The sequence below is a fragment of the Citrobacter sp. U14242 genome (assembly GCF_046555775.1).
In the GTDB taxonomy this organism is placed as follows: domain Bacteria; phylum Pseudomonadota; class Gammaproteobacteria; order Enterobacterales; family Enterobacteriaceae; genus Citrobacter.
The window spans coordinates 66079-83481 of record NZ_JBKGLW010000013.1 but is presented as its reverse complement, the minus strand read 5'-3'; the positions used below and the strand labels follow the sequence as shown (position 1 = coordinate 83481).

Below are 17403 nucleotides of genomic sequence, written 5' to 3'. Positions count from 1 at the left end.
TTAACGAATTCATCGAGCTGTACCCTACATACAGCCGAACTAAAAAAAGAAAGGGCTTCCTGCGGGAAGCCCTAATTCTTTCCCCATCATAATTCAAATTCCAGGTGTGTTGGCTGCTTTCATTCACCCCAGTCACTGACCCCAGTAAGCGCCTGGGGATTGAATTATTTAGGGGACATGATGGCGTTACGGTATCAGCAAACTCGACCCCTGCGTGGCCCGACTTTCCAGCACTTCATGGGCACGCTGCGCGTCGTGCAGCGCGAATGTCTGACCAGGCGCGACATCCACTTTAATCACCCCGCTGGCAATCAATGAGAAAAGCTCATTGCTGGCTTCAGTTAATTCATGGCGGTTGGTGATGTAACCCTGTAGAGAAGGGCGCGTTACATACAGTGAACCTTTCTGATTCAGAATACCTAAGTTAACGCCGGTTACCGGCCCGGAGGCGTTGCCAAAGCTGACCATCAATCCCCGGCGTTGCAGGCAATCCAGTGAGGCTTCCCAGGTATCTTTTCCCACCGAGTCGTATACCACCCGCACTTTTTTACCACCGGTGATCTCCTTAACCCGTTCGACGATACTTTCTTCTCGGTAGTTAATCACTTGCCATGCACCGGCCTGCTGCGCTATTTGCGCCTTCTGCGCATTGCCGACAGTACCAATCAGCTTCGCTCCCAGCGCTTTTGCCCACTGGCAGGCAATCAGCCCGACACCGCCCGCTGCAGCATGGAACAAGAAGGGCTCATTGGGCTGGATTTCGTAGGTTTTACGTAACAGATAAAAAACGGTTAACCCTTTCAGAAATGAGGCTGCTGCCTGCTCAAAAGAGATGGCATTAGGCAGAATGGCGGCTTTATCAGCTGGCACGTTGTGCACAGAACTGTACGCGCCAAGTGTTGACTGGGCATAAACCACACGATCGCCAACGTTAATGTGCGTCACCTTGCTCCCGACTTTACTGACCACGCCTGCTGCTTCTGTGCCCAGACCACTGGGTAACGAGGGGGGCGGATAAAGTCCACTGCGGATGTAGGTGTCGATGTAGTTGATGCCAATCGCTTTGTTCTCGACCTGGATTTCATGTTCCGCCGGGTCAACGGGCGTAAACTCCACAGCCTTCAGTACATCAGGGCCGCCGTGCTTGTGAAATTCAATACGTGTTGCCATGCTTCCTCCAGAAATGTGGTAATCTTTCGACCCAATCATTATCTCGGTAACTCCATTCACTATGGCAGGAAATAAACCCTTCAACAAACAACAGACTGATGCTCGTGAGCGCGATCTCCAGGTCGCCGGGCTGAAAGTACCGCCGCACTCGATTGAAGCGGAACAGTCGGTGTTGGGCGGTTTAATGCTGGATAACGAACGCTGGGACGATGTGGCCGAGCGCGTGGTTGCGGAGGATTTTTACACCCGCCCGCATCGGCATATTTTCACCGAAATGCATCGCCTGCAGGAGATGGGAAAACCTATCGACCTGATTACGCTGGCAGAGTCGCTGGAGGTTCAGGGACAGCTGGATAGCGTCGGCGGTTTTGCATACCTGGCTGAGTTATCTAAAAACACGCCAAGTGCGGCGAATATTAGCGCCTATGCTGATATCGTCCGCGAACGCGCCGTTGTTCGTGACATGATTTCGGTGGCCCATGAAATTGCGGAAGCCGGTTTCGATCCGCAAGGACGCTCCAGTGAAGACCTGCTGGATCTCGCGGAATCCCGCGTCTTTAAAATCGCCGAAAGCCGCGCCAATAAAGACGAAGGCCCGAAAAATATTACCGATGTACTCGACGCCACCGTCGCGCGTATTGAACAGTTGTTCCAGCAGCCGCACGACGGCGTCACCGGGGTGAATACCGGCTATGACGACCTCAACAAAAAGACCGCGGGTCTACAGCCGTCGGACTTGATTATTGTCGCGGCACGTCCGTCGATGGGGAAAACGACATTTGCAATGAACCTCGTCGAAAATGCGGCGATGTTGCAGGATAAGCCGGTTCTTATCTTCAGTCTCGAAATGCCATCAGAACAGATCATGATGCGTTCTCTGGCCTCGCTTTCGCGCGTGGATCAGACCAAAATCCGTACGGGTCAACTGGATGATGAAGACTGGGCGCGGATTTCCGGAACAATGGGTATTTTGCTGGAGAAACGAAATATCTATATTGATGATTCCTCCGGTCTGACGCCAACGGAAGTGCGATCGCGCGCACGCCGTATCGCCCGTGAACACGGCGGTATCGGACTGATCATGATCGACTACCTGCAATTGATGCGTGTACCGTCGCTCTCCGATAACCGTACGCTGGAAATTGCAGAAATTTCCCGCTCGCTGAAAGCATTAGCGAAAGAACTGCATGTGCCGGTGGTGGCGCTGTCACAGCTTAACCGTTCTCTGGAACAACGTGCTGACAAGCGCCCGGTTAACTCAGATTTGCGTGAATCAGGTTCTATCGAGCAGGATGCTGACTTAATCATGTTTATCTATCGTGATGAGGTTTATCACGAGAACAGCGACCTGAAAGGGATCGCTGAAATTATTATTGGTAAGCAACGTAACGGTCCAATCGGTACGGTGCGTCTGACGTTTAATGGTCAATGGTCGCGCTTTGATAACTATGCGGGCCCTCAGTATGATGATGAGTAATTTCTAAGGAATTCAAATGCAAGCGGCAACTGTTGTGATTAACCGCCGCGCTCTGCGACACAACCTGCAACGTCTGCGTGAACTGGCACCTGCCAGTAAACTGGTTGCGGTCGTGAAAGCGAACGCTTACGGCCATGGTCTGTTAGAGACCGCGCGAACGCTCCCTGATGCGGACGCTTTTGGTGTCGCTCGTCTTGAAGAAGCCCTGCGGCTACGCGCGGGAGGGATCACGCAGCCCATCCTGCTGCTGGAGGGATTTTTTGATGCAGCCGATCTGCCGACGATATCCGCGCAGCGTCTGCATACTGCCGTACATAACCAGGAGCAGCTCGATGCTCTGGAAGCGGCCGAGCTGGCTGAACCTGTCACGGTCTGGATGAAGCTCGATACGGGTATGCACCGCCTGGGCGTCCGTCCGGAGCAGGCTGAGGCGTTTTATCAGCGCTTAACGCAATGTGAAAACGTGCGCCAGCCGGTCAATATCGTTAGCCACTTTGCCCGTGCCGACGAACCTGAGTGTGGCGCGACCGAAAAGCAGCTCGATATCTTCAATAGCTTTTGCGAAGGTAAGCCGGGGCAGCGATCAATTGCTGCATCAGGCGGTATTTTGCTGTGGCCGCAGTCTCACTTCGACTGGGCGCGTCCGGGTCTGATTCTGTATGGTGTATCACCGCTGGAAAATCACTCCATCGGAGAAGATTTTGGCTGTCAGCCTGTGATGTCACTGACATCGAGCCTGATTGCCGTGCGAGAGCATAAAGCTGGTGAGCCAGTAGGTTATGGTGGCACATGGCAGAGCGAACGCGACACACGTCTCGGCGTGGTGGCGATGGGGTATGGCGATGGTTATCCACGCGCTGCGCCGTCGGGTACGCCGGTGCTGGTTAACGGCCGTGAAGTGCCGATTGTCGGTCGTGTTGCGATGGATATGATCTGCGTGGATTTAGGCCCAGAGGCGCAGGATAAAGCGGGCGATCCCGTGATCCTGTGGGGCGATGGCCTGCCTGTGGAACGCATCGCAGAAATGACGAAAGTAAGTGCTTACGAACTTATCACGCGTCTGACATCAAGGGTTGCGATGAAATATATCGATTAAATACCTGATATGCCGGATAAGGCGCTACCGCCGCCATCCGGCAATATTCTCACCAACGGCAACATCCTCTCGATCTTCTCCCGCTTCCGGTTTATTGTGTTCTTACCCCACTGCCTGTAAACCTGGAGAACCACACGTGTTTCAAAAAGTTGACGCCTACGCGGGCGACCCGATTTTATCGCTCATGGAGCGCTTTAAAGAGGATTCACGTAGAGACAAAGTGAACCTCAGCATTGGTCTGTATTACAACGAAGAGGGGATTATTCCTCAGCTTAAAGCCGTTGCAGAAGCGGAAGCTCGTCTCAATGCGAAGCCGCATGGCGCTTCGCTGTATCTGCCGATGGAAGGCCTGAACACGTATCGCCATACCATTGCGCCGCTACTGTTTGGGGCGCAGCATCCGGTACTCCAGCAACAACGCGTGGCAACGATTCAGACGCTGGGGGGGTCTGGTGCGTTAAAAGTAGGTGCGGACTTCCTGAAGCGTTACTTCCCTGATTCTGGCGTATGGGTCAGCGATCCGACGTGGGAAAACCATATCGCGATTTTTGAAGGTGCGGGATTCGAAGTAAGTACTTACCCATGGTATGACGACGCGACTAATGGCGTTCGTTTCAACGACCTGCTGGCAACATTGAGCACCTTACCGGCACGTAGCATTGTGCTGCTGCATCCATGCTGCCATAACCCGACGGGTGCGGATTTAACACCAGCACAGTGGGATGCGGTTATTGAGATCCTGAAAGCGCGCGACCTGATCCCGTTCCTCGACATTGCCTACCAGGGTTTTGGTGGCGGAATGGAAGATGATGCGTACGCCATCCGCGCGATTGCGAGTGCTGGTTTACCGACTCTGGTTAGCAACTCATTCTCTAAAATTTTCTCATTGTATGGCGAACGTGTTGGCGGGCTTTCTGTGGTGTGTGAAGACGCAGATGCCGCGAGTCGTGTTCTGGGGCAGCTAAAAGCGACGGTTCGTCGTAACTACTCCAGCCCGCCAAACTTTGGCGCACAGGTCGTTGCCGCGGTACTGGGTGATGAAGAGCTGAAAGCCAGCTGGCTGGCGGAAGTTGAGGTCATGCGTACCCGCATTCTGGCGATGCGTCAGGAACTGGTAAACGTGCTGAACGCTGAGATTCCGGGCCGTAATTTCGACTACCTGCTGCAACAGCGTGGTATGTTCAGCTATACCGGGCTGAGTGCGGCTCAGGTTGACCGCCTGCGTGATGAGTTTGGTGTTTACCTGATTGCCAGCGGACGCATGTGCGTTGCGGGCTTAAATCACGGCAACGTGAAGCGGGTTGCGAAGGCATTCGCCGCGGTCATGTAACGGGTTTGTCATTTATCGGACTGTGATGCCGGATGGCGGCGTAAATGCCTTATCCGGCCTACAAGGACATATGGATTTTTCATTTGTAGGCCTGATAAATGCAGCGCCATCAGGCACGCTTTCCTGTGTGATCATCCTCTTTTTCTGTAACAAAACCAGAGAAAATCCTTCCTTTCCCTTCCCCCAGGGGGTAAGGTCAGATAGTTTTTTGACCAGTTGTTAAATAAAAAATCATAACTAACTGACTACTTAGGGAAAAATATGCGCAAGATTACGTTGGCACTGAGTGCCGTTTGTTTATTGTTCACGTTGAATCAGTCAGCCCAGGCTTTAGTTTCTTCTCCTTCTCAGCTTAATCCCGGTACTAACGTTGCTAAACTTGCTGAGCAGGCCCCCATTCACTGGGTCTCTGTTGCACAAATTGAAAATAGTCTGACGGGCCGCCCGCCGATGGCCGTTGGCTTTGATATCGATGATACGGTTCTCTTTTCCAGCCCGGGCTTCTGGCGCGGTAAAAAAACATACTCCCCGGACAGCGAGGATTACCTGAAAAACCCGGCCTTTTGGGAGAAAATGAACAACGGTTGGGATGAGTTCAGCATTCCGAAAGAAGTCGCGCGGCAGTTGATTGATATGCATGTGCGTCGTGGGGACAGCATCTTTTTCGTGACCGGACGCAGCCCGACGAAGACCGAAACGGTCTCTAAAACGCTATCTGATAACTTCCACATCCCGTCTGCAAATATGAACCCGGTTATTTTTGCCGGTGACAAGCCAGGTCAGAACACCAAAACGCAGTGGTTGCAGGAAAAAAATATCCGCATGTTCTACGGCGACTCCGATAATGACATCACCGCCGCTCGCGATGTTGGTATCCGCGGGATTCGTATTCTGCGCGCCTCTAACTCTACCTATAAGCCGCTGCCACAGGCAGGAGGGTTTGGCGAAGAGGTGATCGTAAACTCAGAGTACTGAGGTCATCGAATGCGGGTTGATGATTTTTTAAACAAAATTACGTTGCCGGCTTTTACCTTTTGCGGACTTGCTGCACACTGAATAAATGATGTTCTCATTAGGCGACTTGCTGGTAAGGGGAATAAAAATGACGAATTCGGAGTTGCTGCAATACTGCATGGCGAAAACAGGTGCGGAGCAGAGCGTGCACAGTGACTGGAAAGCCACACAAATCAAAGTCGAAGATGTGCTCTTTGCCATGGTAAAAGAGGTGGAAGAACGCCCGGCGGTCTCTCTGAAAACCAGCCCGGAACTGGCGGAGTTGTTACGCCAGCAGCATAGTGATGTCCGACCAAGTCGGCATCTGAACAAAGCACATTGGAGTACGGTGTATCTGGATGGCTCGTTGCCGGATTCGCAAATTTATTATCTGGTCGATGCCTCTTATCAACAGGCGGTGAACACGCTGCCGGAAGATAAACGCCGGATACTGGCGCAGCCCTGATCTGTTTCGCCGGATGCGGCGCAAGCACCTTATCCGGCCTACAGCTATTTATCGATTTTCGAGCCGATTCGTAGGCCTGATAAGCACCGCGCCATCAGGCACAGCTTTTATGCCTATACTGCAGGCCTGATCAGCGCAGCGCGATTACAGCAGCGGTTTGAGGAAGCGGGCCGTGTGTGAGGCTTCACACTCAGCAACTGTTTCTGGCGTACCGGAAACCAGAATTTCGCCGCCGCCGCTACCCCCTTCCGGACCGAGATCGACAATCCAGTCGGCTGTTTTAATCACGTCCAGATTGTGCTCAATCACCACAATGGTGTTGCCCTGATCCCTGAGCTGATGCAACACGTCAAGCAGTTGCTGAATATCGGCAAAATGTAGCCCGGTTGTGGGTTCATCAAGAATATACAGCGTCTGTCCGGTGCCGCGTTTTGACAGCTCACGCGCCAGCTTCACACGCTGGGCTTCACCGCCAGAAAGCGTGGTCGCGGACTGGCCCAGTCGAATGTACGTCAAGCCAACATCCATCAGCGTTTGCAGCTTACGCGCCAGCGCAGGAACAGCATCGAAGAACTCGCGAGCTTCTTCAATCGTCATATCCAGCACTTCGTGGATGGTCTTGCCCTTGTACTTAATCTCCAGCGTTTCACGGTTATAACGCTTACCTTTACACTGGTCGCACGGCACGTAAATATCTGGCAGGAAATGCATTTCGACTTTGATCACGCCATCGCCCTGGCAGGCCTCGCAGCGTCCACCACGAACGTTAAAGCTGAAACGACCTGGCGTGTAACCACGCGCACGGGATTCCGGTACGCCGGCAAACAGTTCGCGCACAGGCGTAAACACGCCGGTGTAGGTTGCCGGGTTGGAACGTGGCGTACGACCAATCGGGCTTTGGTCAATGTCGATTACTTTGTCGAAATGTTCCAGACCCTGGATATCCCGGTATGGCGCGGGCTCTGCCAGCGTGGCGCCGTTAAGCTGAGTCTGGGCAATCGGGAACAATGTGTCGTTAATCAGCGTCGACTTCCCGGAACCGGACACGCCGGTAATACAGGTAAACAGGCCCACCGGCAGCGTCAGGGTGACATCTTTCAGGTTGTTGCCGCGTGCGCCGGTCAGCTTCAGCACTTTTTCCGGGTCAGCCGCAACACGTTGTTTTGGCACTTCAATTTTGCGCTGACCGCTCATGTACTGGCCGGTCAGCGACTCAGGCACCGCCATGATATCTTCCAGCGTCCCTTCGGCCACAACCTGACCACCGTGAACGCCTGCTCCAGGGCCAATATCGATAACATGATCGGCGGCGCGAATGGCATCCTCATCGTGCTCAACCACAATCACGGTGTTACCCAGATTGCGCAGATGGATAAGTGTCCCGAGCAGACGTTCGTTATCGCGCTGATGCAAACCGATTGACGGTTCATCCAGCACGTACATTACACCGACCAGACCGGCACCAATCTGGCTTGCCAGACGAATACGTTGTGCTTCGCCACCGGAGAGCGTTTCTGCTGAACGGGACAGCGTCAGATAGTTCAGGCCTACGTTGACCAGGAACTTAAGGCGGTCGCCGATCTCTTTGAGGATTTTCTCGGCAATCTTCGCCCGTTGACCTGCAAGTTTCAGGTTGTTGAAGAAATCCATTGCATGGCCGATGCTCATGTCGGAAATCGCAGGCAATGGCGTATTCTCGACAAACACGTGACGAGCTTCCCGACGTAGACGGGTTCCGTCACAGCTGGCGCACGGTCTGTTGCTGATAAACTTGGCTAACTCTTCGCGGACTGCACTGGATTCCGTCTCTTTATAGCGACGTTCCATATTGTGCAATACACCTTCAAACGGGTGGCGACGTACCGACGTATCGCCGCGATCGTTCATGTATTTGAATTCGATATTCTCTTTGCCGGAACCGTATAGCACCACTTTGTGAACCGCAGGATTCAGGCTGGCCCACGGGGCTTCTACATCGAATTGATAGTGCTCAGCCAGAGACTTAAGCATCTGGAAGTAATAGAAGTTACGGCGATCCCAGCCACGAATTGCCCCACCAGCCAGCGACAGCTCCGGATTTTGGATCACGCGGTCCGGGTCGAAGTACTGTTGTACGCCAAGACCATCGCAGGTTGGACACGCGCCAGCCGGGTTGTTGAACGAGAACAACCGTGGCTCCAGCTCGCGCATGCTATAGCCACAAATAGGGCAGGCGAAGTTGGCGGAGAAGAGCAGCTCTTCTGCTTTCGGATCATCCATATCAGCGACCACCGCCGTACCACCGGAAAGCTCCAGTGCGGTCTCAAATGATTCGGCCAGTCGCTGGGTGAGATCGTCACGTACCTTGAAGCGGTCAATCACCACTTCGATAGTGTGTTTCTTTTGCAGCTCAAGTTTAGGTGGATCGGAAAGGTCGCACACTTCACCATCAATACGCGCGCGGATATAGCCCTGGCCTGCCAGGTTTTCCAGCGTTTTGGTGTGCTCACCTTTACGTTCTTTAATTACTGGTGCCAGCAACATCAGGCGCTTGCCTTCTGGCTGTGACAGGACGTTGTCCACCATCTGGCTGACAGTTTGCGCCGCCAGTGGCACGTCGTGATCCGGGCAGCGTGGCTCGCCAACGCGGGCATACAGCAGGCGCAGATAATCGTGAATTTCGGTAATTGTCCCAACCGTGGATCGCGGGTTATGCGACGTCGATTTCTGCTCGATTGAGATGGCAGGAGAGAGCCCCTCAATGTGGTCGACGTCCGGTTTTTCCATCAGCGACAGAAACTGACGTGCGTACGCGGAAAGGGATTCAACGTAACGACGCTGCCCTTCGGCATACAAGGTGTCGAAAGCGAGCGAAGATTTGCCTGAGCCCGAAAGCCCGGTGACGACAATCAGCTTGTCGCGCGGGATGACGAGGTTGATGTTTTTGAGATTATGGGTGCGGGCGCCCCGAACTTCGATCTTATCCATTCATCTTTCCCGGATTAAACGCTTTTTGCCTGGCTGCATGGTGCTACCGGCGATCACAAACGGTTAATTATGACACAACCTAACCTGAATGGATATACAGTATTGGAATGCAAAACACAGGCGTCTGTGCAACAATGTCTGGCTGAGGTTGTTTACTGGAATCAACTTCGCAACGTAGTAAAAGCGCTATTGGAAATGCTACAATCCCGTGCTTACACTTATTCAGTAACGTTTTTCAGGAGACACGATCATGGCCAGCAGAGGCGTAAACAAGGTGATTCTCGTCGGTAATCTGGGCCAGGACCCGGAAGTACGCTATATGCCGAATGGTGGCGCAGTTGCCAACATTACGCTGGCTACTTCCGAATCCTGGCGTGATAAAGCGACCGGTGAAATGAAAGAGCAGACTGAGTGGCACCGTGTTGTGCTGTTCGGCAAACTGGCGGAAGTCGCCGGCGAATATCTGCGTAAAGGTTCTCAGGTCTATATTGAAGGCCAACTGCGTACTCGCAAATGGACCGATCAATCCGGCGTAGAAAAATACACCACTGAAGTCGTTGTTAACGTTGGCGGCACCATGCAAATGCTGGGTGGTCGTCAGGGCGGCGGCGCACCGGCAGGTGGTGGTCAGCAGCAGGGTGGTTGGGGTCAGCCTCAGCAGCCACAGGGCGGCAACCAGTTCAGCGGTGGCGCACAGTCTCGCCCGCAGCAATCCGCTCCGGCAGCACCGTCTAACGAACCGCCGATGGACTTCGACGACGATATTCCGTTCTAATCCCTCTGCTTTATTTCGTAAATCAGGGTTGCCCCAGTGTCGGGGTAACCCCATTCCTTTCTGTTATCAGTTCAACACCATCGGCCAGTCTGGCGGAGTATGGCTCATCACGTCGAGCATCACGGATTCGATGTTATTCCAGATAGTGGATACATCGACCAGGGTGATACCGAGTAATCCGGTTGCAAACCAGCAGGCAAAAACAAGCCCTAAACCGCTACTGATAACGGCCAGTCCAACATAATCTGATTTACGAAAACGAATATTGAGCGTACTGGCTAAAAACATCAGTACTGCGCTGAGCAGTTGCCACCGCAGAAGAACCACGCCAGTTGTTATTGTTGCCATGAAAAACGTCCTCAGAAAGTCTTGATGCCCAGGACAGCGCGGGGTTGTTCACAGGGGGTGTGGTACTCTGGCTACCGAGGGCAATAACATGAATGAAACAATGTTTCTGTTACATTATTTGTGTGAACTATATCACAACTGCTCGTTTGTTCACCAGTATCTGACGTTATTTTTGCTGGTCTTTATCCATGGAAACTGTGCGGTTATCCTGATTCATAAACGAATAATAAATTATGCGTTATGTAAGATGCATTCATGTTGCTTGTTTTCTTTATCCGAAATTAATCGTTAAAAAAGTTAATGTGTTTTATACGTGCCGTCAGTATAGCGCGTGTAAAACATTACTCCTTCTTGATAATGATGTTGCAAAATAAGCGTAACTTTAAGTTTGCCTTACGGGAAAATAATATCATCATCCACTATTATCAGACTTTTACATAGAGACGTCTGTTGATAATGTTGATAGATTCATGCAACTTAACCAGCTGGTGTTTATAGCATCCTGCCTTGAAGGGTACTGGCATATACGAAACAGGGATATAGGGCTGACATGAATCTCAGTGCGCAAAGCAAGATGCTGAAGCTCCTCGGCACGCTTACGGTGGTATTGCTCCCCGTGGTGCTGGCGCTATGGTTTGCTCATATCCGGGCGATGTCCGAAACCCGCACTCAACTCCACTCTTTTGCTCAACTGGTGTTAAATAAAACGGAACTGGTGATCCAGCAAGCTGATTTAGCGCGTGATATGGCTCAACTGTATCAGGGCAAGATGTGTACCCCTGCACATCAGAAAAGTATGCTGAATATTATTCGCGGGCGTTTATATATCAGCGAGCTAATTTATGCACAGGCTGATCATTTTTTGTGCTCTACGTCGATGGCGCCGTCAGTTCCCTATATTATGCCAACCGCTGACTATAAACGTACGCCGGACGTTTCGATCTATTACTATCGCGATACGCCTTTTTTCTCTGGCTACAACATGACGTATATGCAAAGAGGAAACTACGTCGTTGTCATTAACCCATTATCTTACAGCGAAGTCATGTCAGATGACCCTGGCCTATTGTGGGGCGTCTATGACACGATAACGGATACTTTCTTCTCCGCCAGCAATCAGTCGCATGTTAAGCAATTTCTGCCACTGGTGCGCGGTAAAGCCTCTACCTTCCAACTGGACGATCGGTTCTATACCATCGTTCGCTCTGAGAAACGCCCGATCGCGATTATTGTTTCGACTACCAGCGATCGCGTCCATCAAAATTTCTATCACGAAGCCGCACTAACGATCCCCTTTGGGGTGATCTGCAGCATTCTGATGCTGTTGATGTGGTGGCGCACGCGCCAGCAGTACCATTCCCCTCGTCGTTTGTTAAGACGTGCACTGGAAAAACGCCAGCTACGCCTGCATTACCAGCCGATCATCGATATCAAGAATGGTCAATGTGTGGGGGCCGAGGCGCTGATGCGTTGGCCAGGTTGTAAAGGTGAGGTCATGAGCCCGACGGAATTTATTCCGCTGGCTGAAAAAGAAGGCATGATTGAAAGGATCACGGATTATGTGGTCGAAGAAGTGTTCAATGATTTAGGGTATTTTCTTTCTGCGCATCCCCAGATTTATATCTCAATTAACCTCTCAGCTTCTGATTTCCATTCATCCCGGCTGATTGCCCTGATCGCCGAGAAAGCGCGTGATTACTCAGTGGCTGCTCAGCAAATTAAAGTCGAAGTGACGGAGCGTGGATTCATTGATGTGCAGAAAATGACCCCGGTAATCCAGGCATTCCGTCAGGCAGGTTATGAAGTGGCATTTGATGATTTTGGGACGGGATATTCCAATCTGCACAATCTGGCGGCACTGAACGTGGATATTCTGAAGATTGATAAATCTTTTATTAGTACGCTGGCGACCAACAGTACCAGCCACCTGATTGCCGAACATATCATCGAGATGGCGCAAAGCTTACAGCTGAAGACAATTGCTGAAGGGGTGGAAACGGCAGATCAAATTGAATGGCTGCTTGAACGTGGCGTTCAGTATTGTCAGGGGTGGTACTTTGCCAAAGCGTTACCGCCGCAGGAGTTTATGCACTGGCTACAGCGCTCGCCCGCCATACTGACGCAGAGCGGGCAATAATCTTACAGGCGATGACGGTAGTCACTGGGAGTACGATCAAACTCGCGGCGGAACACGCGTGAGAACGTTTGTTGCGACACATAGCCGAGATCCATCGCGATATCGAAAATAGGTCGTTCGGTCGTCCGTAGTTCCACGGCGGCTAACAAAAGTCGGCGCTGGCGGATATAGTCACCCAACGTCTGACGCATCACCGTGCGGAACATCCTCTGTAAATACCACTTCGAGTAACCTGATTTTTTCGCCACCGCCTCAATGTTCAGCGGTTGATCGATATGTTCATCAATCCATTCAATAAGGGTCTGAATTATCTGCTGATGGGACATAGCGCTGCCTCTTTCTCAGTATTCGATTCGTCGTTTTGTCTGTGGGCGAGTATAATTCCTCAAGTTAACTTGAGGTAAAGCGATTTATGGAAAAGAAATTACCCCGGATAAAAGCGCTGCTCACGCCAGGTGAAGTCGCAAAACGTAGCGGTGTAGCGGTATCAACTCTGCACTTCTATGAAAGCAAAGGGTTAATCAGCAGCATGCGCAACAGCGGCAATCAGCGTCGATACAAACGTGATGTGTTGCGTTATGTCGCGATTATCAAGATTGCCCAGCGTATCGGTATACCATTGGCGACGATTGGCGACGCGCTAGGGGTATTACCCGAAGGACATTCGCTCAGCGCCAAAGAGTGGAAACAGCTCTCGTCGCAATGGCGTGAAGAGCTGGACCGGCGTATTCATACCCTGGTGGCGTTGCGTGATGAACTGGATGGATGCATTGGCTGCGGTTGTTTGTCGCGTAGTGATTGTCCGTTGCGTAACCCGGGCGACCAGCTTGGCGAGCAGGGAACCGGGGCGCGCCTGCTGGAAGATGATTGATGGGTTTAAAATATGTGCCGACTATTACGGATATAAAACTAAAGCGCCACAGAGGGCGCTTTAGTTTGGTTCCGGTCTTTGTCTTTCACTCTATCCCGCTGGTTCACGGGAGGGTTTCCCCCGACATCAACACCCCTCAATCGAGCACGTTAGGGGAGGTTCCGGCTTGTGTTGATAAGATAAGTGTATGCCACCCTCGTCTATTTACCAGCCAATTGATGGTTTTTTAGCCAAAAAAATTTCCGCATCTTCATCCATTTTTTTGTGCGAGTGAACGTGAAAGGTCACTGTCGAGGTTGTGATAACTGCGCGAAATTTGTTGCCAGATTGCGCATTGACGATAACGTTTGCGCATCGACTGGCTATTTCTTGTGCGTTATAAGAAGAAATGAGTAAAAAGCGGCAAAGTTCAGTTGAAAACCGGCACATGATCGCTAGATAATCGTTTGCTTTTTTTTACCACCCGTTTTTTATGCGCGGAGCTAAACGTTTGCTTTTTTGCGACACCCCTACTGACGCAAACCTGGCACAGGGAGAAAACGTTAAGCAGGCAGTGGATTGTCCAGCACGCATAATGACGAAAAATAAACTCTCAGGGGATGTTTTCTATGTCTACGCCTTCAGCGCGTACCGGCGGTTCACTCGACGCCTGGTTTAAAATTTCGCACCGTGGCAGTACCGTTCGACAGGAAGTCGTTGCCGGATTAACGACGTTTCTGGCGATGGTCTACTCTGTTATCGTGGTTCCAGGAATGCTGGGTAAAGCCGGTTTCCCGCCAGCCGCTGTATTTGTGGCAACCTGCCTGGTAGCCGGTGTCGGCTCTATTGTGATGGGCCTGTGGGCGAACCTGCCGCTGGCGATTGGTTGCGCCATTTCGTTGACGGCGTTTACCGCATTCAGCCTGGTGCTGGGGCAGCATATTAGCGTGCCTGTTGCGCTGGGCGCGGTGTTCCTGATGGGTGTTTTGTTTACCATCATTTCCGCGACAGGTATCCGTAGCTGGATCCTGCGCAACCTGCCACAGGGCGTTGCGCACGGTACAGGTATTGGTATCGGCCTGTTCCTGCTGCTGATTGCGGCAAACGGTGTGGGTCTGGTCATTAAGAACCCGCTGGACGGCCTGCCGGTTGCGCTGGGTGACTTCGACACCTTCCCGGTAATTATGTCGCTGATTGGTCTGGCGGTGATTATTGGCCTCGAAAAACTGAAAGTACCGGGTGGCATCCTGTTGACCATTATTGGTATTTCCGTTGTTGGTTTGATTTTCGATCCCGCGGTGCATTTTTCCGGTATCTTCGCCATGCCTTCTCTGAGTGATGCTGAAGGTAACTCTCTGATTGGCAGCCTGGACATTATGGGGGCGCTGAACCCTGTCGTTCTGCCGAGCGTGCTGGCGCTGGTTATGACTGCGGTCTTCGATGCGACCGGAACCATCCGCGCGGTTGCGGGTCAGGCGAATCTGCTGGATAAAGACGGTCAGATTATCGATGGCGGCAAAGCGTTAACGACTGACTCCCTGAGCAGCGTGTTCTCTGGTCTGGTAGGGGCAGCTCCGGCAGCGGTTTACATTGAATCTGCTGCGGGGACCGCGGCAGGTGGTAAAACCGGTCTGACGGCGATCACTGTAGGTGTGTTGTTCCTGCTGATCCTGTTCCTTTCTCCGCTCTCTTACCTTGTTCCTGCTTACGCAACGGCACCGGCGCTGATGTATGTGGGTTTGCTGATGCTGAGCAACGTGGCGAAAATCGACTTTACCGACTTCGTCGATGCGATGGCGGGACTGATTACCGCCGTCTTTATCGTGCTGACCTGTAATATTGTTACCGGTATTATGATCGGTTTTGCCACCCTGGTCATTGGCCGTATTGTTTCGGGTGAATGGCGCAAACTGAATATCGGAACGGTGGTGATTGCCGTGGCGCTGGTAGCATTCTATGCGGGCGGTTGGGCTATTTAATCCCGATACGCTCTTGATCCTGAAAACGGGTGGCTTTTGCCGCCCGTTTTGATTTTCAGAACACATCCCGTTGTCTTTTGCGTTACTCTGAAGAAGATAGAATAGAGGCACGACGCCTCTCATCACCAATCATAAGAAACATCGCAAACAGGGAACGCATGGAAATCTTTTTTACCATACTCATCATGACCCTTGTGGTCTCGTTGTCGGGGGTATTTACTCGCGTATTGCCCTTCCAGGTCCCTTTACCCCTTATGCAGATAGCCATCGGCGCGTTGCTGGCGTGGCCGACGTTTGGTTTGCATGTGGAATTTGACCCTGAACTGTTTTTGGTTCTGTTCATCCCGCCGTTGCTGTTTGCCGATGGCTGGAAGACGCCAACGCGGGAGTTTCTGGAGCATGGACGAGAGATCTTCGGTCTGGCACTGGCGCTCGTACTGGTTACGGTGGTCGGCATTGGTTTTATGATTTATTGGCTGGTCCCGGGGATTCCGCTGATCCCCGCTTTTGCGCTGGCCGCAGTGCTGTCGCCAACCGATGCCGTTGCCCTTTCTGGCATTGTAGGTGAGGGGCGTATACCGAAGAAAATCATGGGTATCCTGCAGGGCGAAGCGTTGATGAACGATGCGTCTGGCCTGGTATCGCTGAAATTTGCTGTGGCCGTGGCAATGGGGACGATGGTGTTTACCGTCGGCGGTGCGACGGTTGAGTTCTTCAAGGTAGCGATTGGCGGTATCCTGGCGGGTTTTGTCGTCAGTTGGTTGTATGGACGCTCTCTGCGCTTTCTTAGCCGCTGGGGGGGGGATGAGCCAGCAACGCAAATCGTTCTGTTGTTCCTGCTGCCGTTTGCTTCTTATCTGATTGCCGAACACATCGGTGTTTCCGGGATCCTCGCGGCGGTCGCAGCCGGGATGACGATAACCCGTTCAGGCGTAATGCGTCGTGCGCCATTGGCGATGCGTTTACGTGCTAACAGCACCTGGGCAATGCTGGAGTTCGTCTTTAACGGCATGGTCTTCCTGTTGTTAGGGCTGCAATTACCGGGGATTCTGGAGTCTTCGCTGGTGGCGGCAGAAGCCGATCCGAACGTTGAAACCTGGATGCTGTTTACCGATATCGTGCTGATTTACGTGGCGCTGATGCTGGTGCGTTTTGGCTGGCTGTGGACGATGAAAAAATTTAGTCTGCGCTTCCTGAAGAAAAAACCGATGGAGTTTGGCTCCTGGACAACGCGTGAAATCCTGATCGCCTCCTTTGCGGGGGTTCGCGGGGCGATTACGCTTGCTGGTGTGCTCTCCATCCCGCTGCTGTTGCCGGATGGTAGCGGCTTCCCGGCGCGCTACGAGTTAGTATTCCTTGCTGCTGGCGTGATCCTGTTCTCGCTGTTTGTCGGTGTGGTGATGCTACCGATTCTGCTGCAACACCTGGAAGTGGCGGATCACTCACAGCAACTGAAAGAAGAAAGGATAGCCCGCGCTGCGACGGCGGAAGTCGCGATTGTCGCTATCCAGAAAATGGAAGAGCGTCTGGCGGCGGACAGCGAAGAGAATATTGATAATCAACTGCTGACCGAAGTGAGCTCTCGTGTAATCGGTAACCTGCGTCGTCGTGTCGATGGACGTAACGATGTGGAAAGCTCATTACAGGAAGAGAACCTCGAGCGACGTTTCCGCCTGGCGGCACTGCGTTCGGAACGAGCAGAACTTTATCACCTGCGCGCCACGCGCGAAATCAGTAATGAAACGCTGCAAAAACTGCTGCACGACCTGGATTTGCTGGAAGCGTTACTGATCGAAAATCAATAAACAGTGGTAG

At 52.3% G+C, this 17403-nt stretch carries 14 protein-coding genes and 1 pseudogene; 10 read left to right on the top strand and 5 right to left on the bottom strand.

The window, feature by feature from the left end; all coding sequences use genetic code 11:
• Positions 1-186: 186 nt before the first annotated feature.
• Positions 187-1170 (bottom strand): quinone oxidoreductase, encoded by a 984-nt coding sequence (locus tag ACLJXE_RS20280; RefSeq protein WP_410751834.1) that lies wholly within the window; start codon positions 1168-1170, stop codon positions 187-189.
• A gap of 61 nt (positions 1171-1231) precedes the next feature.
• Between ACLJXE_RS20280 and dnaB the strand changes: the two genes are divergently transcribed.
• The 3 genes from dnaB (at position 1232) to tyrB (ending at position 5073) form a co-directional block, all read left to right on the top strand.
• Complete coding sequence (gene dnaB / locus ACLJXE_RS20275; protein WP_137381179.1) at positions 1232-2647, top strand: replicative DNA helicase; 1416 nt, start codon at positions 1232-1234, stop codon at positions 2645-2647.
• A gap of 16 nt (positions 2648-2663) precedes the next feature.
• Positions 2664-3743, top strand: coding sequence for an alanine racemase (gene alr / locus ACLJXE_RS20270; RefSeq protein ID WP_286627892.1), 1080 nt, complete (start codon positions 2664-2666; stop codon positions 3741-3743).
• Positions 3744-3879: 136 nt separating this feature from the next.
• Positions 3880-5073: an aromatic amino acid transaminase gene (tyrB, locus tag ACLJXE_RS20265; protein ID WP_410751833.1), complete on the top strand. Its 1194-nt coding sequence runs from the start codon at positions 3880-3882 to the stop codon at positions 5071-5073.
• Between the two features lie 12 nt (positions 5074-5085).
• Here the strand turns inward: tyrB and ACLJXE_RS20260 are convergent.
• Positions 5086-5196: pseudogene (locus ACLJXE_RS20260) on the bottom strand (hypothetical protein); the annotation flags it as partial.
• 138 nt (positions 5197-5334) lie between these two features.
• Between ACLJXE_RS20260 and aphA the strand changes: the two are divergent.
• Both aphA and ACLJXE_RS20250 read left to right on the top strand, forming a co-directional pair.
• On the top strand, positions 5335-6048 hold the full coding sequence (gene aphA, locus ACLJXE_RS20255; RefSeq protein WP_410751832.1) for an acid phosphatase AphA: 714 nt from the start codon (positions 5335-5337) through the stop codon (positions 6046-6048).
• 127 nt (positions 6049-6175) lie between these two features.
• Positions 6176-6532: an MmcQ/YjbR family DNA-binding protein gene (locus ACLJXE_RS20250; RefSeq protein ID WP_006688292.1), complete on the top strand. Its 357-nt coding sequence runs from the start codon at positions 6176-6178 to the stop codon at positions 6530-6532.
• Between the two features lie 144 nt (positions 6533-6676).
• Here ACLJXE_RS20250 and uvrA read toward each other — a convergent pair whose 3' ends face one another.
• Positions 6677-9499: an excinuclease ABC subunit UvrA gene (uvrA, locus tag ACLJXE_RS20245; RefSeq protein WP_410751831.1), complete on the bottom strand. Its 2823-nt coding sequence runs from the start codon at positions 9497-9499 to the stop codon at positions 6677-6679.
• A 250-nt stretch (positions 9500-9749) separates the two neighbouring features.
• On the opposite strand from uvrA, the gene ssb1 reads away from it, so the two are divergent.
• A complete protein-coding gene (gene ssb1, locus ACLJXE_RS20240) occupies positions 9750-10274 on the top strand; it encodes a single-stranded DNA-binding protein SSB1 (protein ID WP_006688290.1) in 525 nt (174 codons plus the stop codon).
• Between the two features lie 66 nt (positions 10275-10340).
• Here the strand turns inward: ssb1 and ACLJXE_RS20235 are convergent, their stop codons facing one another.
• The gene (locus ACLJXE_RS20235; RefSeq protein WP_048213921.1) at positions 10341-10622 is read right to left on the bottom strand and encodes a YjcB family protein; all 282 of its coding nucleotides are present in this window, start codon (positions 10620-10622) and stop codon (positions 10341-10343) included.
• A 550-nt stretch (positions 10623-11172) separates the two neighbouring features.
• Here ACLJXE_RS20235 and ACLJXE_RS20230 point away from each other — a divergent pair.
• Complete coding sequence (locus ACLJXE_RS20230) at positions 11173-12759, top strand: EAL domain-containing protein (RefSeq protein ID WP_286627896.1); 1587 nt, start codon at positions 11173-11175, stop codon at positions 12757-12759.
• Between the two features lie 2 nt (positions 12760-12761).
• On the opposite strand, the gene soxS is transcribed toward ACLJXE_RS20230, so the two are convergent.
• Positions 12762-13085, bottom strand: a complete 324-nt coding sequence (gene soxS / locus ACLJXE_RS20225; RefSeq protein WP_005132611.1) for a superoxide response transcriptional regulator SoxS — start codon at positions 13083-13085, stop codon at positions 12762-12764.
• A gap of 86 nt (positions 13086-13171) precedes the next feature.
• Between soxS and soxR the strand changes: the two genes are divergently transcribed.
• The 3 genes from soxR (at position 13172) to ACLJXE_RS20210 (ending at position 17393) form a co-directional block, all read left to right on the top strand.
• On the top strand, positions 13172-13630 hold the full coding sequence (gene soxR, locus ACLJXE_RS20220; protein WP_003826630.1) for a redox-sensitive transcriptional activator SoxR: 459 nt from the start codon (positions 13172-13174) through the stop codon (positions 13628-13630).
• Positions 13631-14238: 608 nt separating this feature from the next.
• Positions 14239-15588, top strand: a complete 1350-nt coding sequence (gene ghxP, locus ACLJXE_RS20215) for a guanine/hypoxanthine transporter GhxP (RefSeq protein ID WP_137381172.1) — start codon at positions 14239-14241, stop codon at positions 15586-15588.
• Between the two features lie 158 nt (positions 15589-15746).
• Positions 15747-17393, top strand: a complete 1647-nt coding sequence (locus ACLJXE_RS20210; RefSeq protein ID WP_286627897.1) for a Na+/H+ antiporter — start codon at positions 15747-15749, stop codon at positions 17391-17393.
• Positions 17394-17403: the final 10 nt, after the last annotated feature.